The sequence below is a fragment of the Pseudomonas sp. Z1-29 genome (assembly GCF_051131995.1).
In the GTDB taxonomy this organism is placed as follows: Bacteria; Pseudomonadota; Gammaproteobacteria; order Pseudomonadales; family Pseudomonadaceae; genus Aquipseudomonas.
Window position 1 is genome coordinate 2,160,599 of sequence record NZ_CP071645.1, and the last position, 18,305, is coordinate 2,178,903.

The 18,305-nt window shown below is 60.6% G+C and carries 25 protein-coding genes and 3 pseudogenes; 1 reads left to right on the forward strand and 27 read right to left on the reverse strand.

The features are described 5' to 3' along the window. Positions 1-98: 98 nt before the first annotated feature. Entirely contained in the window at positions 99-242 is a 144-nt protein-coding gene (locus tag J3P84_RS09960; protein WP_434629826.1) for an HNH endonuclease, read from the reverse strand. 52 nt (positions 243-294) lie between these two features. On the opposite strand from J3P84_RS09960, the gene J3P84_RS09965 reads away from it, so the two are divergent. Next, positions 295-885, forward strand: a complete 591-nt coding sequence (locus J3P84_RS09965) for an HNH endonuclease (RefSeq protein WP_434629828.1) — start codon at positions 295-297, stop codon at positions 883-885. On the opposite strand, the gene J3P84_RS09970 is transcribed toward J3P84_RS09965, so the two are convergent. The 26 genes and pseudogenes from J3P84_RS09970 to J3P84_RS10095 form a co-directional block, all read right to left on the reverse strand. Next, on the reverse strand, positions 863-2,137 hold the full coding sequence (locus J3P84_RS09970) for a phage late control D family protein (RefSeq protein WP_434629831.1): 1,275 nt from the start codon (positions 2,135-2,137) through the stop codon (positions 863-865). The genes J3P84_RS09965 and J3P84_RS09970 overlap by 23 nt on opposite strands. After that, positions 2,134-2,574 carry a phage tail protein gene (locus tag J3P84_RS09975; RefSeq protein WP_434629834.1) on the reverse strand — a complete coding sequence of 147 codons (441 nt, stop codon included), beginning with the start codon at positions 2,572-2,574 and terminating at the stop codon, positions 2,134-2,136. Before J3P84_RS09975 ends, J3P84_RS09970 begins: the two co-directional genes overlap by 4 nt. Positions 2,575-2,580: 6 nt before the next feature. Then, positions 2,581-5,526 carry a phage tail tape measure protein gene (locus J3P84_RS09980; protein WP_434629836.1) on the reverse strand — a complete coding sequence of 982 codons (2,946 nt, stop codon included), beginning with the start codon at positions 5,524-5,526 and terminating at the stop codon, positions 2,581-2,583. Next, a complete protein-coding gene (locus J3P84_RS09985) occupies positions 5,516-5,635 on the reverse strand; it encodes a GpE family phage tail protein (RefSeq protein WP_434629839.1) in 120 nt (39 codons plus the stop codon). Before J3P84_RS09985 ends, J3P84_RS09980 begins: the two co-directional genes overlap by 11 nt. Before the next feature lie 8 nt (positions 5,636-5,643). Then, positions 5,644-5,973 (reverse strand): phage tail assembly protein, encoded by a 330-nt coding sequence (locus J3P84_RS09990; protein ID WP_434629842.1) that lies wholly within the window; start codon positions 5,971-5,973, stop codon positions 5,644-5,646. A 50-nt stretch (positions 5,974-6,023) separates the two neighbouring features. Continuing rightward, positions 6,024-6,539 (reverse strand): phage major tail tube protein, encoded by a 516-nt coding sequence (locus J3P84_RS09995; RefSeq protein ID WP_095962940.1) that lies wholly within the window; start codon positions 6,537-6,539, stop codon positions 6,024-6,026. Positions 6,540-6,596: 57 nt separating this feature from the next. Continuing rightward, a complete protein-coding gene (locus tag J3P84_RS10000; RefSeq protein ID WP_434629845.1) occupies positions 6,597-7,766 on the reverse strand; it encodes a phage tail sheath protein in 1,170 nt (389 codons plus the stop codon). A 120-nt stretch (positions 7,767-7,886) separates the two neighbouring features. Continuing rightward, positions 7,887-8,312 (reverse strand): phage tail assembly chaperone, encoded by a 426-nt coding sequence (locus J3P84_RS10005; RefSeq protein WP_434629848.1) that lies wholly within the window; start codon positions 8,310-8,312, stop codon positions 7,887-7,889. Positions 8,313-8,321: 9 nt separating this feature from the next. Further along, positions 8,322-8,984, reverse strand: coding sequence for a gp53-like domain-containing protein (locus tag J3P84_RS10010; protein WP_434631257.1), 663 nt, complete (start codon positions 8,982-8,984; stop codon positions 8,322-8,324). A 564-nt stretch (positions 8,985-9,548) separates the two neighbouring features. Then, a pseudogene (locus tag J3P84_RS10015) lies at positions 9,549-10,487 on the reverse strand (phage tail protein); the annotation flags it as partial. Continuing rightward, positions 10,484-11,100: pseudogene (locus J3P84_RS10020) on the reverse strand (phage tail protein I). The pseudogenes J3P84_RS10020 and J3P84_RS10015, both read right to left, overlap by 4 nt. After that, complete coding sequence (locus J3P84_RS10025; protein ID WP_434629851.1) at positions 11,100-12,011, reverse strand: baseplate J/gp47 family protein; 912 nt, start codon at positions 12,009-12,011, stop codon at positions 11,100-11,102. Before J3P84_RS10025 ends, J3P84_RS10020 begins: the two are co-directional and overlap by 1 nt. Next, on the reverse strand, positions 12,008-12,352 hold the full coding sequence (locus J3P84_RS10030) for a GPW/gp25 family protein (RefSeq protein ID WP_434629854.1): 345 nt from the start codon (positions 12,350-12,352) through the stop codon (positions 12,008-12,010). Before J3P84_RS10030 ends, J3P84_RS10025 begins: the two co-directional genes overlap by 4 nt. Next, the gene (locus tag J3P84_RS10035; RefSeq protein WP_434629857.1) at positions 12,349-12,921 is read right to left on the reverse strand and encodes a phage baseplate assembly protein V; all 573 of its coding nucleotides are present in this window, start codon (positions 12,919-12,921) and stop codon (positions 12,349-12,351) included. The genes J3P84_RS10030 and J3P84_RS10035 overlap by 4 nt, the downstream gene beginning before the upstream one ends. Positions 12,922-13,049: 128 nt before the next feature. Beyond that, positions 13,050-13,586, reverse strand: a complete 537-nt coding sequence (locus tag J3P84_RS10040; protein WP_434629860.1) for a hypothetical protein — start codon at positions 13,584-13,586, stop codon at positions 13,050-13,052. A 64-nt stretch (positions 13,587-13,650) separates the two neighbouring features. Continuing rightward, entirely contained in the window at positions 13,651-14,109 is a 459-nt protein-coding gene (locus J3P84_RS10045) for a phage virion morphogenesis protein (RefSeq protein WP_434631259.1), read from the reverse strand. After that, on the reverse strand, positions 14,106-14,582 hold the full coding sequence (locus J3P84_RS10050; RefSeq protein ID WP_434629862.1) for a phage tail protein: 477 nt from the start codon (positions 14,580-14,582) through the stop codon (positions 14,106-14,108). Before J3P84_RS10050 ends, J3P84_RS10045 begins: the two co-directional genes overlap by 4 nt. After that, positions 14,579-14,767 (reverse strand): annotated as a pseudogene (lysC, locus tag J3P84_RS10055) (Rz1-like lysis system protein LysC); the annotation flags it as partial. The pseudogene lysC and the gene J3P84_RS10050, both read right to left, overlap by 4 nt. After that, a complete protein-coding gene (lysB, locus tag J3P84_RS10060; protein WP_434629865.1) occupies positions 14,679-15,122 on the reverse strand; it encodes an Rz-like lysis system protein LysB in 444 nt (147 codons plus the stop codon). The pseudogene lysC and the gene lysB, both read right to left, overlap by 89 nt. Next, a complete protein-coding gene (locus J3P84_RS10065; RefSeq protein ID WP_434629867.1) occupies positions 15,119-15,325 on the reverse strand; it encodes a hypothetical protein in 207 nt (68 codons plus the stop codon). The genes lysB and J3P84_RS10065 overlap by 4 nt, the downstream gene beginning before the upstream one ends. Beyond that, the gene (locus J3P84_RS10070; protein ID WP_434629870.1) at positions 15,322-16,167 is read right to left on the reverse strand and encodes an N-acetylmuramidase domain-containing protein; all 846 of its coding nucleotides are present in this window, start codon (positions 16,165-16,167) and stop codon (positions 15,322-15,324) included. Before J3P84_RS10070 ends, J3P84_RS10065 begins: the two co-directional genes overlap by 4 nt. After that, positions 16,164-16,442 (reverse strand): phage holin family protein, encoded by a 279-nt coding sequence (locus tag J3P84_RS10075; protein ID WP_310356142.1) that lies wholly within the window; start codon positions 16,440-16,442, stop codon positions 16,164-16,166. The genes J3P84_RS10070 and J3P84_RS10075 overlap by 4 nt, the downstream gene beginning before the upstream one ends. Positions 16,443-16,444: 2 nt before the next feature. Beyond that, entirely contained in the window at positions 16,445-16,798 is a 354-nt protein-coding gene (locus tag J3P84_RS10080; RefSeq protein WP_039011048.1) for a putative holin, read from the reverse strand. 27 nt (positions 16,799-16,825) lie between these two features. Next, positions 16,826-17,038: a tail protein X gene (locus J3P84_RS10085; RefSeq protein WP_003199765.1), complete on the reverse strand. Its 213-nt coding sequence runs from the start codon at positions 17,036-17,038 to the stop codon at positions 16,826-16,828. Further along, complete coding sequence (locus tag J3P84_RS10090) at positions 17,038-17,499, reverse strand: head completion/stabilization protein (RefSeq protein WP_053214238.1); 462 nt, start codon at positions 17,497-17,499, stop codon at positions 17,038-17,040. The genes J3P84_RS10085 and J3P84_RS10090 overlap by 1 nt, the downstream gene beginning before the upstream one ends. A gap of 103 nt (positions 17,500-17,602) precedes the next feature. Continuing rightward, on the reverse strand, positions 17,603-18,304 hold the full coding sequence (locus J3P84_RS10095) for a terminase endonuclease subunit (RefSeq protein WP_434629873.1): 702 nt from the start codon (positions 18,302-18,304) through the stop codon (positions 17,603-17,605). Position 18,305 lies beyond the last annotated feature (1 nt).

An 18,305-nucleotide genomic window follows, 5' to 3' on the forward strand; every position in this document is an offset into this window, starting at 1 on the left:
CCGAGCGGGAGGCATTCTAGCGCGTAAGACGGTAAAGATCGAGGTCGGGCACTGAAAATATATACATGTCTTTTACGTTTGCTGCCTCGCTGCTTGTGTCAGTGCTTTGAGCTGTTCAGAATCGGCCATTGGAGGCGCACGTGAGTCATGCGGTAGCAGATGGAGCATAGAAGCATCAGGTCATTGAGCCGGGTAGGGCCTTTGCGTGTGGATCGGCTTGGCTTTGTGTGGTGAACGTCCATCAATCCTTCACTTATACTGCTGCAAACGATCTATACAGTCATGGTAGGAATGATGAGCGTCGCCGACATGCGCATTAAGGAAAATGATCTTCTGATTCGTCTTAGAGACCGGCTTACGAGAGCAATTGAACACGGTCGTTCCGATCGTTGGTGTCTGGCGCTCTGGAGCCGGTTTATTAGGGCCAGGGATGGTTATCAATGCATCGTTTGCGATTCTGATGACCGGATTGAAGCGCACCATGTGTTCAGGAGAACCTTGGTTCCACGGGCAAGGTACGAAACGGGCAATGGAATCACGCTTTGTCGCAAATGCCATAAGGTCGCACATGAAGGCTTCAATGGGAGGCCGGATTTGAGTCTACCGATAGGAGCCCAGGGCGGGGATGATCAAGATGAGATCGCTTTTTATTATCTAAAGCTACTTGAAGCTGCGGAGGCACGGGATCTAGCTCACGACGAGTTCTATGCATTCAGCAATGAAATGCTGTATTTCTTCGTAAAAGTACAGGGCTTTGAGCAATTCTATTGGAGAGTCCAGGAGAAGGAAATAACAGGTCTCATAATGGCTTACAACATATGGAGACGTGCACCTGAGAAGATGACGATGGCTGTTTTGAGAGCTAACCTTCCAGAGTTTTTTTAACCAATTTTGACTGCTCGCGATCCGCGGCACGCTTCGCTGTTCTCTCGCTTGCGTACAACCACCGCAACCGCTTCGGCTTGCTCTGATCCCCCGCCGTCACAGTCTTTTCCTTCCCGGTTTTCTTGTCGCGATAATACGCAATGATACCCGTGTAATCCCCTTTGTTTTCCTCTGCCAACCCCTCAACCGTATCCTCGGGCAGCTTGCTCTCCAGCTCCAGGCTCACGGTGTATCCATTGTCCGGGCTAAGGGTGTGCTGCACGTTGCCGCCGTACCAGATGATCTCGTCAATCTCCGGTTTCACGCCCTGGAGCGTGTAGGTCAGTTCGGGAATAAGGTCAGGCCGCCCCCGCGCCAGGGTATAGCTGAGCGTCGCGCTGCCACGTTGCAGGCGGTTGAATTCCGCCCGGGCAGCGCGCAGGCCGGACTGGCGGTCGCTGAAGGTGTGGCGCAGGTCTTTGAGGTTTTCACCACCACCGGCGATGGCCTCCTGTTTCTTCGCACTGTTCACGTCGTAAAAATAGGCGCGCACACCGTCGTAGCTGTCGCGGTCAGCTTGCAGATAACGGTGTTGGTCTCCATCGGTGCGGGTGAGAGTGATATGCGGCAGCTCGGCGCCGGTGGCCGTTTTGCCGCCGCCCGCCGGCAGGCACAGCAGGCAGCCGGCCTTGACGGTGACCACCGCGTCGAACTCTTCCCCCAGGCGGCTGATCAGGTTGGCGTCGGATTCGTTGGCCTGGTCCAGCTGAAGGATGGGCAATCCGTCCAGGGCGCCGGCGATGGTGGCGGTGAGGCCGTTGCCCAAGGCGATATCGCCCAGGACGTCGCCGAGGGTGGTGTTGCTCCAGCTGCGCTCGCGTTTAGTCTTCAGTCCTTTGCGAAGATCCGCCGAGCGGGCGCGGATACTCAGTACGTCCGGCGCGCCGCTGTGTTCGGTTTCATCGACGGTGTAGGTGCCTTTGTCCACCAGGCCGGTGTCGCTCCAACCCAGCCACAGCCGGATGGTCGCGCCTTTGGGCGGGATCGCCAGCAGCCCGTCGTGGTCGCTGAGGGTGATGCTGAGCTGGTCGGCCTCGATCCCGCGATTGTCGGTCAGCTCCAGGCTCATCAGCCGTGGGCTGATCAACTGGGCGATGTCATTGCCATCGACGGTGATACGAAACGCCGGCACCGGGTAGGCCGCATCGCGGCGGTAGCGTTCGACCAGGTCTTCGACGTAGCCAGTAACCTTGGACAGGGCAGCATCAATCACAGCAGCGATCTCAAGATGTTGACGCCTGCGCTGGTACCAGCGCCGAGCAGATCGATCCGGTTGTCATCGATACGCTTGAGGTTGATCGTGAATTCAATACGCCGAGGCGTGCCGTCACGGAAAAACAGCGTCTTGGTTTCGCTCAGGCCTTCGATAATCCACAAGCCGTAGATCCGGCCACTGCCTTCGACCATCGGCCAGGCCTTGCCGGTGTTCGCCATCAGGCGCAGGGCGTCGAGGCTAAGGGCGGTGCCGGCCAGCTCCGGCAGGATGACGCCGGGTAGGGTGATGGTGTCGTCGCCGCGCCCGACAAACTGTCGAGCCGGAGCGGCGCCGACGCGGCTGTTGCTCGCGTGGCGCCAATCCGTTTGACGTTGCAGCTCCTGGTAAGCGGCGGTGGACAGGCTGAACACGAACATGCCCAAGGCAAGCATCATGGTGGGTTACTCCAGATCTGACAGTTTGCTGCGCTGGCGGGCAGCCTTTTCGCTGGCGATGCGCGCCAGCTCGGCCCGCACGGCGCGGCTGATCGCCTGGGCGTCCATGCCTGGCGTGGTGTGGATGTTGATTTCGTAGGTGTCGTGGCTGTCATGGACAGGTGCCGGGGCAGGGCTGATGGGCGCACGATCATCGATCGACAGCGAAGAGGCAGCGGCAGCCCCGGCCGGGAATTGCTGCAACGGCATGGCCGCCAGAGGCATGGCGGTTGCACCGAGGGCCAGTGTGCCGGCTGCCGTGAGTTGTTTGCTCAGGCTTGTCATGGCGTCCAGCGGCCCGTCTTGACTGCCCTCAAGCCCCTGGGCCAGACCGGCCATGGTGAAGCCGCCCAGCTCCGCGAACACACGCGAGGGGCTGTGGATGTCGAGCTTTTCCTTGAACCAGCCAATCACCGCATCGCCTGCCCCGGTAATGGCCTCCTTGGCTACGGTCAGGCTGTTGGTGATGCCATTTGCCAGGCCTTGAATCATCTGCGTACCCAGTTCAGCGAACTGTGCAGGTAGGCCTAACAAAAGGCTGAGCATATTGCCGATGACAGCGCCAAAACGTTCGCCCATTGACTGAGCGGCGCCACCGACATCTTCGACGGGCGCAAGTAGCTGGCCGAACCAGGTGATCAAACTGCTGACGCCATCTGATATCAGACTGAACAGCGGGCGTGCGATGTTGCCCAGAAGCTCCATCGCCGCGCCGACACCTGGCAGCGTCATGACGACCTGGCCCAGGTTCAGCAGCGATTGGCCGAGCCCGGCGAAACTATCGAGTACCGGTTGCAAGGCCCCGACCAGGCCTTGCCAGAAACCGAGGAAGAAGCCCTTGATGGGGTTCCAATACTTGTAGACCAGCACACCCGCCGCAACCAGGGCCGCAATGGCCGCCAGCAGCCAGCCGATGGGCGTCGCCATGATGGCGGTACCAACTGCACTGATCGCGCCACCGAGCATTGGCAGCACGCTGGCAGCAGCCAGGCGTGCGCTGCTGACAAAAGCGGGTAACGCACTGAGCAAGCCGCCCGCCGAGCGCGTCGCGACCAAAGACCGCCAGACTTTCCCAAGCCTGCCGATGTTGGCACCGGCGCCTGCTGCTGCGGTGCGCGTGCCGATCAACTGGGCTTTAACAATGCCCAGGCGGATGCCAAACATGCCCATGCCGTATCGCACCATGGCGAAAGGGCCGAGTAGGCTCGCCATCGTCAATGCCAGGCCACCAAACACGAAGGCCAGGCCGGCTACAGCAGCTACGACCTTGACCAGGCCGCCGGCCAGCTTGGGGTTCGCGCGGGCCCAGGCGCCAACGTTGTTGGCGACCTCTCCCAAGGTTTGGATCACCTCTTTTAGCTCAGGCGCCACGGCGGCGCCGAACTCGGCCATGGCATTTGTCCAACTGCCTTGAGCGGCCTCTATGACATTGGTGAGGGTACCGAGTTGTTCATTGACGCGCTCGCGCAGGTCGGCCTGGTTCTGCAGCTTCTGCTGGATTTCCCGGTAACCGTCGAGCCCCTTGCTCATCATGGTGTTCAAGGTGGTCATGGTTTCGGAGTCGTCGCCGAACAGATCCTTGATGGTGGTGGTGCGGTCTTCGTCGTTCAGTGTCTTGAGTTTTTCGACCTGAGCGAACAGATTTTCCAGGCCCGCGAAGTTGCCTTTGTTGTCGGTAAATTTGAAGCGGATGGGCTTGCCTTCCAGCTCCATGATTTTGTTAACGTCCTTGACCCCGTCCTTGTTCAGCCCGGCCTGAAAGATCTTCCGGAAGGCGTTACCGGCCGCGCCGCCATCCATGCCGGCTTGGTCCATCATGATCAGCAGCGGCGCCAGTTCGGCAGCGGCGTCGATGCCAGATTTTTTGATGGTGTCCATGACCGGTGCAATCTTGCTGAAGCCCTGGAGCATGTTGGTGGGCTGGACACCTGAGTAGAACCCACGCTGAATGATGTCCATCAGGGACATCATGTCTTTTTCTGATGTTCGGGTGGCGTCCTGCATCTTCGCGGCAAATTCAGCCGCGGCGGTTACGGGCATCTGCAACTGAACACCCAGGTAAGCGGCAGCTTCGCCGGTGCCGCCCAAGATGCTTTTTGCGCTGAGGCCTTGGCGCCGCAGCATAGTCATCATTTCCTGAAAGTCGGCCGTGGTACCAGGCAGGCGGTCGCCCAGCTTGGTCGCCAGGTCGGTGATTATCTGAAAATCCTCAGACACCTTGCCGGTGCCGTCCATCATCGAAACCTTGAGTTGCGTGGCCGAGTCTTCGTTCGGCGCGAAGGCACCGATGGCCTTAGCCACAGGCCGACTCGCGGCATATCCCACACCCAGGCCGGCGGCGCCGTTCATAGCCATGTTGCCGGCGAGGTTCTGGGTTTTCTCCAGCCTGGCGCGCTCGATGGCAAGGCGCTTTTGCTGAGCGTTCAACGCGACCAGGCGTTTGCCTTGTTCGCTGATGCTGGCGTTGGTGGCGCTGATTTGCTCGCGCAGCTGGCGTTCGTGACTGCTGAGGTTCTTGGTGCTGATGCCGGCACCTTGCAGCTTGCTGCGCAGGGCCTGGAGCTGTTCGCCCTGTTGTTGATGTTGTTCCTTGAGTTTCTGCGCTTCGCGAACGGCTGCCCGAAAGTCCTTGGTCATTGCCTTGGTCGGCGCACCGGTGGCAGCGAACTGCTGGGACAGCGCCCGTACTTTGTCGCGGGCGGCGACGAGGGCTTGCTCGGTTTGTTCGGCGGCAGCGCGCTGGGTGCGCCAGGCGCTGACGTCCTTCTGTTGGGTGTTGAGTTCTTTGAGGCGGTCGCGGGCTTCCTTGAGGGCGCGGGCGGCACCTATGCTGCCGTTGTTGATGGCCTTCAGGGGGCCGCTCGCCTTGTCGATGGCGTTGAGCAGAACCTGAAGTTTTAAATCATTCGCCATCGGTGGAACTCCGCACCCGGGCGCGCTCGCGCCACTCCATCAGTTCTTGCAGGCCCAGCTGGTCCATGTCAACCGGTGCCCAATGGAAAACCACGGCCAGATCGGCCATGGCGTCTTCTACGCAATGAGGGATGCGTCCGTCTTCACCGACTTCTGCAACAAAAAACCGGATATCTTGCTGCCGCAGGCGAGCAGGTCGGCCGGGTCCATGCTGGCGGCTTCGGGCGCGGTGATGCCGGGTGAGCTGATGCGCGGCAGGATCTTGATAAGGGTTGCTACGTCCATGTTCAGCAGCTCGACCAGTTGCACGCCGCGCAGCTCGCCGGATTGCGGTTTGCGCAGGGTGATGCTGTCGATGACGGTCTTTCCCCGGGTGATCGGGGTGTCCAGGGTGACGGTGTTGTCATCAACGGGTGGCAGCGCTTCGAGGGTGTCTTCAGGTTTCATAAATGGCTCCGGTTTGCAGGGTTAACCGCCCTGCGAAAGGGCGGGTGGGGTCAGATGCCGAGGGCTTGGCGCTGCTTTTCCAGCATGTCCACGCCGTTCACGTTCTCGATGAAGTTGAGCAAGTCGATCTCGATGATTTCTTCGTTATCGACGATCAATTTGTAGTAGGTGCAGGTGGTGGTGATGCTGTGCTCGGTGTCTTCGCCCGGCTGTGCATCACCCATTTCGATGGTTTCATGCCGGCCGCGCATGACGACCTCCACGGCGCTGACTTCTTCGGTGTCGTCCTGCTGGAACGAGCCAGTGAAGCGCAACGCGACGCCCGAAGCATTGACGGCGCCGAACTGTTTGAGGGCGATCAGATCCAGGCCGCCGGTCTTCCATTCGAACTGGATGCCGTCGTCCGAGAAGCCCAGATCGGCCTTGACCGGGCCATTCATGCCGCCGCCGCGATAGGCTTCCATTTTGCGGCCGAGCGGGGGCAGGGTGACCGACTTGACCACGCCCAGGTAGCTGTTGGCGTCGTTGAACAGGTTGAGGTTTTTGAGTTTGCGGGGCATGGCCATGGCGGGGTTCTCCGTTGCTCAGGCACAGGGTCAGCTCCCCTTGCGGGGAGGCCCGGTTTAGCTGTTGATCTTGCTGGCGAAGTCGATCAGGTAGCGGTCAGTGATGCGCTGCCGCAACGTGAGGTCTTCCAGCGGTGGCACCGGCGTGTAGTCGTAATCCAGGAACAGCTTGCCGGCCTTGAGCGTGTCCTTGTCGTTGGCGTCCTCCGGATACCAGCACCTGCCGCCGATCAGGTACCCAGCCGCGATCAACTCGCGGAACTTGGCGTTGATCCCTTCGATGATGTCGCGCACCAGGGAGGCATGCATGGGCTTGTCCACGGCCCACATATGCGCTTCGGCCATGGTGTCGGCGAGGATCTGCGCGGTGCGGGTGTAGTTCTCAAAGGCAAACAACGGGTCTTCGCTGGTGGTGCGGCTGCCCCAGAAGCGAAAGCCGCCTTCATTGATGAGGGTGGTGACTTCGTTGCTGTTCAGGTAGTTGGCGTCCGTGGCCGGGTTTTGCAGATCCCAGAACACATCGGCGCTGATGCCGGTGACGCCATTGACCGCGACGTTGGACAGCGTCTTGTGCCAGCCCACTTCCTGATCGATCTTGGCGCGCAGGCCCAATGCCCGGGCCACAGCCGAGGCGGTGACGGTCGCGTTGGTGACGGTGCTCCAGTTCTGGAACTCCGGCCAGATGATCATGGCTTCGCGAGCGCCGAAGTTGTCACGGTAGGCGACCACCTCTTCCTTGGTTTTGCAGCCCCAGGCACTGACGTAGGCGAAGGCGCGCAATTGCTGGGCGATGGTGACCAGGGCGGTGGCAACCGGCAGGCTGTCGAGGCCTGGCACACCGAGGATGCGCGGCACCATGCCGACGCGAGCCTTGGCGGCGAGCAGGGCTTTCATGCCAGTGTATTTGCCCTCGGCCGTGGTGGTGCCGATCAAGGCGCTAGTGGTTTCTGCCTCGGTGGCGCCTTCCTTCACTCGCACGACGATGGTGTAGGGCTTGGTCTGGTCGGCGATGGCCTGAAGGCTCTTCGCCAGGGTGCCCGTGGTGCCGGCTTTACCGATGGCGGTTTGGACGTTGGTCAGCAGTACCGGCGTGTCGAATGGAAAGGCGGTGGCATCAGCGTCGTCGGCCGTGCAGACCATGCCGATAACAGCGGTGGGGATGGTGCGAATGGGGCGGGTGCCGTCGTTGAGTTCGATGACCCGCACGCCGTGAAGATAATCGGCCATGGGTTTGCCTGCGCAGTGATTGGGATGACAGTGCACAGGCTGCCGCGCGCGCGCCGGTTGGGCGAGCGCGGCGGGTTGTAGGGGAGGGCGCTACAAAGCTCAAGCGGGTTTGCCTGAACTTTAACGGATGTGTTCAGCCAGCCAGGACGGGGCAACTGGCCGATGTTCTTCCAGAGGAAACTGACTCGTTTGCGGCCAGTCTCGCAACTGGCGCCGGTAGGCCTGCAACGCAACGTATCGTTCCGCTGTGAGCGTTGTTGTCATACCGCTTTCAGATTCGTCGCGGTGGCGCGCAACCGCTCCGTCAGTGGCGGACAACTGCGATGCTCGCCAGCTACGCTCGATCTCGGCCAATTGATCCATCGACAACGGTGGTCGCTCCAGAAGAGACGGCGGCTCGGTTTCGAAGTTGATAATCAAGCCCTCCATCTGTCCCCTCAGTAAGTGCTGATGCAGCTCACGTGATATCTCAGCTGCGTCCGCCGGCAGGTCCCCTCCTAAGTCCGAGTCATAGAACAGGCCTGTTGTTTTGCTGGAATAGATCATTGTGCCCCCTTAGTAACCAAACGCGTGCACCCGAACAGCCGATTGACTGGCGGTGTAGTTGGATTGCAAAAGAACCTGGCCGAGTCCGTTGGGCATGCCCGCGACGAAGGGCTGACCGGTACTGTCGTAAATGGCGCTGTCCGTCAGGCTGACACTGCACCCGAAAAACTGGTTAGGGAAAGCAGCTGGCAGATTGAAGACGACCCCCTTAAGTGCCGAAGCAAAGTTTGCAGTCATCCACTGCATCAACAAGCCAGACGGCAATCGCTGGTAACCATTCGGGGCCAGCAGAGCGCCGAACTGACGGGTTTTCCCAGCGACCCCTGTACCCATCAACATCCAAACTCCAGATCCGATGTATATGCAATCTACGTAGGTGTCCGGCGGAATCGACCGGGTGGCCGCAGAAGACGTGGTGTCATTGTTTTCCTGCGCTTTGTCTGCGCCTTGAACAGCGAGCGCCAGGTTTGAAACGGACCAATTGTGAAGCCGTATTACCGCGCCTGGGAGTATGTTGTTCGCGGTGGAGTCGGGCAGGCTGTAGGAGGGAAAGCCCGCACCGGTAAAATGCACAATCCCACCGATATGCGAAACGTTGCCTGGCACTGCGCCGCCGAGAGAAACAAAACCGGAATATTGAAGGCCCCGGGTCTGTACCGCTGCCGCCGTCATCACCTGATCACTGACATCGAAACGCGGCGCTTTGGGCGCCGTCGGCGTTCCTCTCAGTACAGGACTGATGAAGTCAGATTGCTGAAGGTAAATATTCGAGCCGTCACCGAACAGGAGCGACGACTGGCCCTGACTGATACCGACGCCGGTCCCCGCCGCAGTTTTTACTGTAAGCGTGAAGTTTCCGGTCGTGGCGTTCCAGAACTGATAACGCCCGATCACTGTAGGAACAATTACCACTCTGTTGCCAGTCAAAGCACCGGTTAACACAACCAACCCGGCCCCTAGTTGCGAGGCGGTCAACACGATATTCCCCGAGCCTGCAACGTTGAGCACGCTGCCGCCATTCAATGCCTGCTGAACGTAGGCGGTGGTCGCCAGGGAGGTGTCGCTATCCCCAGGCGCCGGGGTAGGCGCTCGTGGCTCGCCGGTGAAAACCGGACCGTTGAGCGGCGCTTTCGTGGCTAATGAGTTCGTGACCGTCGTTGCAAAATTTGGGTCATCGCCCAGCGCGGCGGCCAACTCGTTCAGCGTATCCAAGGCACCTGGCGAAGAATCCACCAATGCTGCTATGGCGGCCTGGGTGAACGCCGTCGTTGCCAACTGGTTGGTATTGGTGCCCACCGGCGCTGTCGGGGCGATAGGCGTACCGGTAAATGCAGGGGAATTGATGGGAGCCAAACCATGATTGACGTTTTGGAACACCAACGGCGTGGTGCCCAGTGCAATGTTCCCGTCCGTCACCAGCTGCCAACGCGTATCGGCTTGGGTGTTGCCTTGCTCCACAGAAGCCTGTAACGCTGACGTGACGTCGGCATTGCTGTCTGCATCCGGTGCACGTTTCCATTCCAGAGGGTCAGCAATCCATAGTCCGTTGTCCTTCGCCGCTGCTTGATTCTTCACCAGCACCCTGTCGCCTGCCGCCAACGTCACCCCGTCGATCGCCTGAAGACCTGACAGCGAGATGTTTCCCGTTGTAGCCACGCGCACCGACTGCTTGCTGTCGAGCTTGTACAGCTCCTCACGTACTTTCGAGTCCACGTAGTTGCGGGTTGCCAGGACGACGCTCGGGTCGATCTTCAGCTCGACGTTGGCGGTGTTGCTGACGATGAGGTTCATCCGCACCACTTGGGTTCGGCCAGATCCTTGAGTCAGAAGCGGCTTGAAGCTTGGCGCGCAATTCGCCACGGCGACCAGGTCGCCGTCGGCGTCGTACAGACCAACCTCACGAATCCACCAGCCGCCGATGTTCTCGGGGATGACCTGCTCGGCGATGATGATATTGGGGTTGGCAGGATCAACGCTGAGCTGATTCAGCGGGGCGCGCCTGCGCTCATTGATCAGCCGCGTTTGCTGCGCGTTGGGGATCGGGTCGGTGTCATTGGCATCGCCGACGCCCATCTGCGCGAACGTCCAGGGGATGCCCAGGGCGTCGGCGTTGGCCTGTTTGGCCTTGCCGATGGCGGTGAGAATTGCGAAAAACTGGGTGTTTTGGTCTGTCATGGGTAGATGTCCATGGTGTCTATCTGGTGCTCACGGCCGCCCTGGTGGATATAGCCCGTGACCTCGATGTCGCGCTGCGTGGGTGGATAGATATCGATTTCGTCGCCTTCGGTGATGCAGGCGCCGATATGAACAAGGCCGTGGTTTCCAGGCTGATGGCGAGCCCGGTGAGGTGGCGTGTCAGGGGCTTGGCATCGTCGATCAGCCAGGTGAGTTCCTGATACATCTCTTCGGTGATACCGGTGTCCAGCACGCCGACCTTGAGCTTGAAGGTGGCCCGAGGGCCGACCGGCACGGTCTGCCACCACTCAATGATTTCAATTAGGTAGCCGAGCGGTTCTACGACGCGGCGCAGTGAACCAATGGTGCCTTTGCGTGAGTGGATGTAGTACGCGCTGCGGATGGCGGCGCGCTTGGCCGCTTCGGTCCATTTGCTGTCCCAGCGATCCACTGAGAAGGCCCAGGCCAGGTAGGGCAAAAGGGGCAGTGGGCAAAGGTCGGGGTTGTACAGCGTGCGCAACGGGATAGGCACACGCTGGATCTGGGCCAGCGCCTGCGCCGCTTGGCGCTCTAACGGCGTCGAAGTGCTGGGGATCAGGGGCGCGTCTGCCATCATTCAACTCCCACCGCCAAGTCGATGGCCGTGCAGTACGGGGCCTGGTACTTCATGGCAACGATATCTGCCCAATCTTCCAGCACGACCTTGCGCACACCCTCGACGTGCAGCGAGGCGTGGATAATCGATTCCGAAACTTCCAAGCCCAGGCGGCGCCGTTGGTGGACGAAGGTCAGCAACTGCGCATTGGCTGCCGCGAGAATCAATTCGCTCTCCGGGCCGGACGTCGAAAGAAACAGCTTTGCTTTGACCTGGTAGTTGATGACCTGAGCGCTTTGCACGGTGAGCCGATCCGCGACAGGGCGGCGGTCGTCGTCGCTGAGGTAGGCATTGACCTTTGCCAGCAGCGCGGGCGAGGCGGTGCCATCACCCAGGATTGATTGCACCGTCACCACCGCTTCGGCCGGGGCGGGGCTCTCGGCAGTGGCGTCGGCAACCTGGCCGTCAGCAGAGCGCGCATGAAAGATGTAGCTGTTACGCGGCCCGGCAGTGCTCAATCCTTCCCACGCCATTTGAGCCCGCTCCCGCAGGCTGTCGTCGCTTTCCATCAGCAACGGTACCGGCGGCACGGCCGAGGGCTTGGCGGCCTGGATGACCAGGCGCTTGACGTTGTAATTGCCGGCCAGGTTCTCCAGATCGCTGCCCTTTGCCAGGGCCAGCATGTTGGCGACGGACGCCTCATTGACGCGCTGGCGCCACACTGTCTCGCGGTAGGCGTTTTCCTGGAGCAGTTTGGTCAGGGGTTCAGACTCCAGCTCAAGCCGTGCAGCGATTACGGCTTGTTCCTCGACCGGCCAGAGGCTGATGGTGTAGGCCTTGCGCTCGGCGAGGATCTGCTCGTAATCGATCTGCTCAACGACCTCAGGCGCGGGAAGCTGGCCCAGGTCAATCGCGACGAATGAGTTCATACGCTACCCCCCAAGTTCAGTGGGACGCTAAGGCTCAGCGGCTCGTTGCTATCGACAATGCTGCCCTCGATGTCTAGCGAGGATTGACCTTGCAGCGTGGCGCCCAGGAACTGCACGCGGCTCAGGCTGATGCGCGGCTCCCAGCGCATCAGCGCCATGACGGTGGCCGCGTACACCTGCAAGCGGGTGATGTCGTTGAAGGGGTGGTCAACCAGCTCGGGCAACAGGCTGCCGTATTCGCGCCGCATGACCCGGGTACCAATGCGCGTGCTGAGGATGTCGCTTATGGATTGGGCGATGCTTTCCACGGTGCTGATGGCGGCGCCGGTGTGTCGGTTCATTCCGGTTTCCCCGTCTTGCCGCTGCCAGGCATGACGCCACCGTGCGGGTGCTTCACCAGGCTGATACCTGCGGCCACCACATCCACCGAGACGGTGACCTTACCGGTGACGTTCTGGTTGCCGGTCTGGGTGTAATCGCCCTGGTGCGTGATGTTGCCGACAATGTTGATGCCGCCGGTGCTGATCAGGTTGGTGGTACCGCCATCGGCGAGCGTGGCATTGAGGTGGTGCTCGACGCTGTCGTACTCAATCACCGTGCCGTCGCGGTACGTGACGCGGTGCAGTCCTTCGCGGTCGCCATTGGCGGGGATCTGGTCGCTGAAGAGGCCGGTCAAGGCGACGCCGTTGCCGAGTTGGCCCGAGGGGCTGAAGAGCAGAACTTGTTCGTTGACGGTCGGCGGGTTCCACACCCGGTCAGCGCCGGCCCGCAGGGCGATCCACGGTAACCAGGCAGTGGTCAGGGTTCCGGTTTTGACCTGCACACGCGGGGGCTGCATCTGGACGGCAGCGATGGTGCCGAAGCGGATGAGGTTTTCGATCAGGCGGGCGAGGGTGGCTAAGTCGTTCATGGCGCCGATAGTGGCGCCACGCGTGCGGGAGTGCAGCTCGGGGGTGTTGTAGGCGGGGCCTTTACAGTTTATCTATGCAGTGTTCAGCACCATTGCGCATGTTTCTTAGGATGATATTTTTGTTCGGCCTATTGGATTAAATATATCCCTAGAATCATTAATGTTGAGGCGGTCAGTACGCCGATGGTGATGTTGAATTTTTTATTTAAATTTTCTATGGCTGTTGTTAGGTGTTTTAATTCCGGTTTCAGGTCTGGAATTTTATTGCTTGGCACAGCTGCGTCGTTATCTAGAGAAGTTTTGTCTGCGTGAGCCGCAATTATGCTTCCTCCCGCGCCTGAGCATGCAAATAGTAAAACTTGCGAGTAGATATCAAGGTAGCTTTTCCAATCTTCTGGAATTGTGTTCTCGGGAACGAAAATGAATACTAATTCTAAGTAGATTGTTTGGAATGATACTCCAAGCAATATTATTAACAGTCCTTTGATTATGCGGTCTTGTCTTATATCAAGAACTAGTATTAAAGTTAAGAATATTCCGATAATTAACGTGAATATTGCTAGTTCAGGTTGCTTGTAAATGCCTGCGATGATAGGGGACGGAAATGTTAAGAGAAAAGCAGCGATCCATAAGCCAGCAATTATTCTAAAACTTTGGCGTACCATTTTTTTGCAGTCCTTATCTGTTAGTTCTTAGTCGTGTGGAGATTGTTGTGCGCGAGTAAACATTTTATTCAGAGATGTGGGCAATTAATCCGTCTCGAATCAAATCAAGATCCGCCTCAGTGAACCCCAGTACCTCGCGCTGCTCGTAGCGCACGTCGGGCGCGCCACGCTCGGCGCGATCCTTTAAACCGTACTGGTGGACCCTGGCAATTCTGGCGATTCGGCCTGTGAACCCCACTCTGATGGCATCGCCGTCGCTGTGTACCTTCAGAAAACTCGTCGTGCGCAGCTTCTGAAACATCTGCACCTTCCGCTTTACCCGCCCTTGCTTCCCCCGCAGGTTACGCTGCTTTCGCGGTACGTACTTGCTGCCGTCCGGGTTGCGCTGAGCGATGATTCGCTGCTGCTGACTGCGCCGCAGCGCCTGACCGATGCTGCGGGCTAGTTTGTTGCGCGATGCCGGTGCGAGTTGCCCGAGCAGGCCAGCCGCCCAATCCTCCAATGTTTCCAGCCGGTTGGTCACTTCGGCACAACCCATTCACTGCCGGTGCCTTGGGCGCCAGGTATCCACGCCGGATCGAGGAACGCGGCTACCTGCCGAGGTTCACCCGGATGGTGGACGGTGGTATTGCCGTCGGCGTCTTTCCCCACAACCACACGCTCGGTCAGCGGCAGTGTCAGGCTCAGGTCCACCTTGCTGTTGTCCAGGATGTCGGCCTCGAACTGGATGCCCTGAGCAGACTTGTTCAAGTTCTCCAGCAGCTCGGACTGATTCACGCTCAGCCAGCCCAGCAACGGCAACATGACGCTGTCGGGGTGACCTGCGTAGTCGGTGAGGATGACCTGTAAATCAAAGCTGTATTCGAACGACAGCGAGGCAGCCGCGGTGCAGCGGATTTTGCCGTTGTCGATGAAGATCAACAGCCGGTCGGGGTTGTGCTTGAGTTCTGTCACGGTCGCCAGCAGGTGGGCGCGCAGGCTTTCGGGTTTGTTCATGGGGCTGCCTGTTGATGGTTGAACACCATGTCTACCTGCCCGGCGCATTCAGCCCATGCGGCTTCGACGCGGTCCTGGTCGGTGAGCTGATCGCCGTTATTGAGCGGGCTTGTCGCCGGCAGGGTGCAGGGCACCACGGCCGGACAGCCACTGACGATAAGCGTCGGCGCCGGTGAGGGCGGGGCGCTCGCGCAGCCGGCGAGCAAGCTCAGGCAAAGGCTGGTCAGCCCAATTGCGAAGGTCTTCGTTTTCAAGTTTCAGCGCCTCGATTGTTTGCTCGCGCTTTGCCAGGCCTTGGCGTAGCTGATCCTGCTGGGTCCGCAGGAAGGCCTGGGCAACACGTTCGGCATTCAGGGTGGTTTGCAGCGTGCCGACCGTGGTGCGCAGCCTGTCAGCCTCATCGCGTGCGGTTTTGGTGTCCTTCTCCGCCAGCTCGGTGTTCTTCTCGGCTACGGTGAGGCGTTGTTCCTGGCCCCAGATCAGCAGAGCCAGGGCGCCCAGCAGGGCGATGCCGTACAGCGCCTGGCGCAGGGTGCTCATGCGCGGTACCAGCCCAGTTTGTTCATGCCGCCGACGTCCAGCAGCTCCACCGGACCTCGCACGATGACGACCCGACAACCGGGTGTCATGTAAGCCAGGGCTTCGCACAGCAGCTCCATATCGGCTTGCCCAGTATTTTCCGGCACCACCAACAGGTTGCCGTCCTGGACATCCAGTTTGCGCACCGCCTCCAGATCGATCATGCCGCCACCGCCTGGCCGCAGCCGCACTCAGCGTGCCGCTCATAGGCGCGCTGGAGCTTGATGTCGTACAGGTTCCGCTGGTAGTCCGGGCCGTTGTAGAGCTTGGCGAATTCGGCCCATTTGCGGCCTTTCAACGCCTTGTGCAGCACCGGGTCGGTCTGGATGAAACGCACGAAGGCAGCGAACTGTTGAGACTCGCCTGCACTCATGTCCTCGACCAGCGCTTGCACGCTGGCATAGCCCAGGCGGTACCAGTGGAAGCCCATGATCTGGAACGCACCCCAGGAAGCGGATTCCAGCGCGGCGGTGTCATCGATCAGGCGCGCATGGCTCAGGCGCTGGTGCTCAGCAGTGCCGCCGGCGTAGCCGCCGGACTTCGGGTTGGCGATGGCCGGATTGGCGGCGGCGAGCTGGTCGGCGTGGCGCTTGAGTTCGTCGGGGTTGTCGCCTTCGTGTCGCGGTGTGGTGAGTTGGCGGTACATGATGTGCCGCTCGAACAGAATCACCGGCTTGCCATTCGCCAGGAAGCCCTTGCCCTTCGATTCAACCTCGTTGACGGCGTAGACGCTTGCCAGCGGTACGTCGAGGATCTGCGCGGCCTGCACCAGGTCTTCGTTTCTCAACAGAAGCTGACAGTCACCGCCGGCCAGGCTGGCCTGGGTCTTTTCGCCGGCAACACCATCGGCGACCAAGCCGACTTTCAACTGATACGCCCGCACGGCGGCCTCGGTGGAATCGCCATAGTCGCCGTCCACCACCAGCCTGGCGCCGTGGTCGTTCAGATTTTTTTGCAGGATGCGCACCGCCTGGGAGCGGTCGCCGTGACGCAACGTGATGGTCATGCGCTGGGCCTCAACAGGGCGGCGACGTTGCCGCGAGAACGAAAAATCAGGGTGCACAGCAGCACCGTGGCGATGGCGTGCCAGAGGCTGACTGGTGGCCGGTACAGAATGATTTCCAAACCGCAAAGGCACAGGGAGGCGCCGAACAGGCTGGCGAGCAGTGAGATACCGCGGCGAAACCGTGCGGCACCTCGGCTGTAGCAAGCCAGGCGCAGGGCGCTGAGCAGATAGGCCAGGGCAGTAGTCAGGGGGATGATCAGTTCGATGGTGAGCATGCTCAGCTACCTCCTCTGATACGTCTCACGATTTCCCAGAGGTCGGCCTTTTCCACCCACACCATGGCTTTGATGCTGATCGGGATGATGACCAGGGCGCAGCCGAACGCCGCGCCGCCGCTGGTAAGAAAGGGCATTAGCTGCAACGCCATCGGCGCAAACAAGTAGCCGACGCCGGCGGACAGAAACAGCGAACCCAGCCGCTGCCATACCTTGAGGTCGTGCTTGGTGCTGGTCACCAGCCAGGCACCGAGCAGCGCGCCGAACAGCGCTTCGCCGTCGATGATTGGCATGGCGGTCGCCAAGCCGAGGCCCATGACAACGCCAGTCACGGCGCTGGAAGTCGGATCAGCCATGGCGCAGGGTTCCTTGGTTGGAGGTGGTCAGTCCCATAGGTTCACCATCTGCCGCTGTGGCGCGGCCGTCTGGGCTTCGGGCATTTGCACGGCCAGGCCTTGGGGCAGGATCGGCCCGTAGTCGGCCAGGCCAGGGTTGGCTTCGAGTACTGCTTCGGTCACACCGGCGGTGCGGCCGTAGTGACGCCAGCACAGGGCGTCAACGGTGTCGTTTTGAAAGGCGCGGACAGTGACGGGCATCAGATCAGCTCCACGGTCGTGCGGTTGATGCCGAGGAAGTCGCGCACGGCCCAGCGCAAGTCCCGGCGGTAGTCGTCGATGTTGGGCGTGAGGTCTTCGGCGTTCTGGTTGCCGCTGTTGGTGCTGTCGTAGGAGCGGTAGCGCTCACACACTTCGGCGCCGGTGGCGGCTTCGATGGCGCGGCGGTAGAGGTGCACCAAGACAGATACATCGTTGATTTTTTCGCCGGGAACGTCTGCCAGTTCGGCATGGCCTGCGGCCTGCTGAATGGCGCGCCATCCGCTCAACTCGCGGTTGACGCTAATGGCGGCGGCAACGGCGGCGGTTTCCAAACGTGGCGCGGTGACGCTGGCATCGATCCGCAGGGTGGCTCGCAGCTCGTCGAGATCAATCGAGGGCCAGAAGGCGTCGGTGTTGATATGGCCGCTGGCGACGGGGCCGCTGGCTACGAATCCGCTCATGAACAGCACTCAAAAATAGGTCGCCGGTGGTCGGGGCTTCACGTTCAGGAGGAGCGGCCTGGCCGATCCGCCCCGAGCCGGCGGGGTGCGTGGGGACGCTCGGTTAGCCGGCAGGGCCGGCAAGTTTGTTGAGCAGGCGTTCGGCCCGCTCCAGATCTTTCTTGCCACCGCAGGCGTCGTGCAGAGCGATGGCTTTTTTCAGCAGATCCACACCGGCCTGGAGCTGGCCGGGTTGTCCAGGGGCCTCTTCGGTGATTCCTTCCAGCGTGGCGCGGCCCATGGCGAGAAACAGCTTGGCGCGGGCCTGGTCGGGCATGTCTTCGGCGTCGGTGAGTGCGGCGGTGCGGTGCAGGATCGCCAGGTCGAACGGTTCGCCAACCTTTTGGGCCTTGAAGGCTGCCGTGGCGACTTCCTCGGCGACCAGGCAGCCCAAGGTGCGGGCGAAGCGGTCGGGCATGACCATCTTGTGTTCCAGCACGTAGGTCGCGATGTCGAGCCCACCGGTGAAGTCGCCGGCATCGAAGCGCCAGACCATGACGGTGGTCAGCACCTCGTCCTGCGCGCCCTGGCCGCCTTCCAGCACACCTTGCACATAGGATTCATAGCTCGGCAGCAACTGGCGCTTGAGTTCGGCCTTGCCCTGGTTGGACTGGACCTGTTTCAGGCGCAGGCGGTCTTGCAGCAGTTGGTTGAGCTGGTGTTCGTAGGCTGTAGCGCCGGCCATGGTTTGGGTGGGTTCGGTCGCTGCCGCCTCAATGGCGGCAGTGACGCGCTGGTAGTGGCGCTTGGCGAGGCTGTTAGCCATG

Coding starts and splice junctions, on each gene's coding strand:
- J3P84_RS10005 (WP_434629848.1), bottom strand. CDS start 8,312: ATGATCTATTCCAGCAAAACAACAGGCCTGTTCTATGACTCGGACTTA.
- J3P84_RS10065 (WP_434629867.1), bottom strand. CDS start 15,325: ATGATCGATCTGGAGGCGGTGCGCAAACTGGATGTCCAGGACGGCAAC.
- J3P84_RS10080 (WP_039011048.1), bottom strand. CDS start 16,798: ATGGCTGATCCGACTTCCAGCGCCGTGACTGGCGTTGTCATGGGCCTC.
- J3P84_RS10040 (WP_434629860.1), bottom strand. CDS start 13,586: ATGGTACGCCAAAGTTTTAGAATAATTGCTGGCTTATGGATCGCTGCT.
- J3P84_RS10075 (WP_310356142.1), bottom strand. CDS start 16,442: ATGCTCACCATCGAACTGATCATCCCCCTGACTACTGCCCTGGCCTAT.
- J3P84_RS09975 (WP_434629834.1), bottom strand. CDS start 2,574: ATGATGCTTGCCTTGGGCATGTTCGTGTTCAGCCTGTCCACCGCCGCT.
- J3P84_RS09960 (WP_434629826.1), bottom strand. CDS start 242: ATGGACGTTCACCACACAAAGCCAAGCCGATCCACACGCAAAGGCCCT.
- J3P84_RS09980 (WP_434629836.1), bottom strand. CDS start 5,526: ATGGCGAATGATTTAAAACTTCAGGTTCTGCTCAACGCCATCGACAAG.
- J3P84_RS10000 (WP_434629845.1), bottom strand. CDS start 7,766: ATGGCCGATTATCTTCACGGCGTGCGGGTCATCGAACTCAACGACGGC.
- J3P84_RS10035 (WP_434629857.1), bottom strand. CDS start 12,921: ATGAACGACTTAGCCACCCTCGCCCGCCTGATCGAAAACCTCATCCGC.
- J3P84_RS10090 (WP_053214238.1), bottom strand. CDS start 17,499: ATGAGCGGATTCGTAGCCAGCGGCCCCGTCGCCAGCGGCCATATCAAC.
- lysB (WP_434629865.1), bottom strand. CDS start 15,122: ATGAGCACCCTGCGCCAGGCGCTGTACGGCATCGCCCTGCTGGGCGCC.
- J3P84_RS10010 (WP_434631257.1), bottom strand. CDS start 8,984: ATGACGGCGGCAGCGGTACAGACCCGGGGCCTTCAATATTCCGGTTTT.
- J3P84_RS10030 (WP_434629854.1), bottom strand. CDS start 12,352: ATGAACCGACACACCGGCGCCGCCATCAGCACCGTGGAAAGCATCGCC.
- J3P84_RS09985 (WP_434629839.1), bottom strand. CDS start 5,635: ATGGCCGATCTGGCCGTGGTTTTCCATTGGGCACCGGTTGACATGGAC.
- J3P84_RS10095 (WP_434629873.1), bottom strand. CDS start 18,304: ATGGCTAACAGCCTCGCCAAGCGCCACTACCAGCGCGTCACTGCCGCC.
- J3P84_RS09995 (WP_095962940.1), bottom strand. CDS start 6,539: ATGGCCATGCCCCGCAAACTCAAAAACCTCAACCTGTTCAACGACGCC.
- J3P84_RS09965 (WP_434629828.1), top strand. CDS start 295: ATGAGCGTCGCCGACATGCGCATTAAGGAAAATGATCTTCTGATTCGT.
- J3P84_RS10070 (WP_434629870.1), bottom strand. CDS start 16,167: ATGACCATCACGTTGCGTCACGGCGACCGCTCCCAGGCGGTGCGCATC.
- J3P84_RS09990 (WP_434629842.1), bottom strand. CDS start 5,973: ATGAAACCTGAAGACACCCTCGAAGCGCTGCCACCCGTTGATGACAAC.
- J3P84_RS10085 (WP_003199765.1), bottom strand. CDS start 17,038: ATGCCCGTCACTGTCCGCGCCTTTCAAAACGACACCGTTGACGCCCTG.
- J3P84_RS10050 (WP_434629862.1), bottom strand. CDS start 14,582: ATGAACAAACCCGAAAGCCTGCGCGCCCACCTGCTGGCGACCGTGACA.
- J3P84_RS10025 (WP_434629851.1), bottom strand. CDS start 12,011: ATGAACTCATTCGTCGCGATTGACCTGGGCCAGCTTCCCGCGCCTGAG.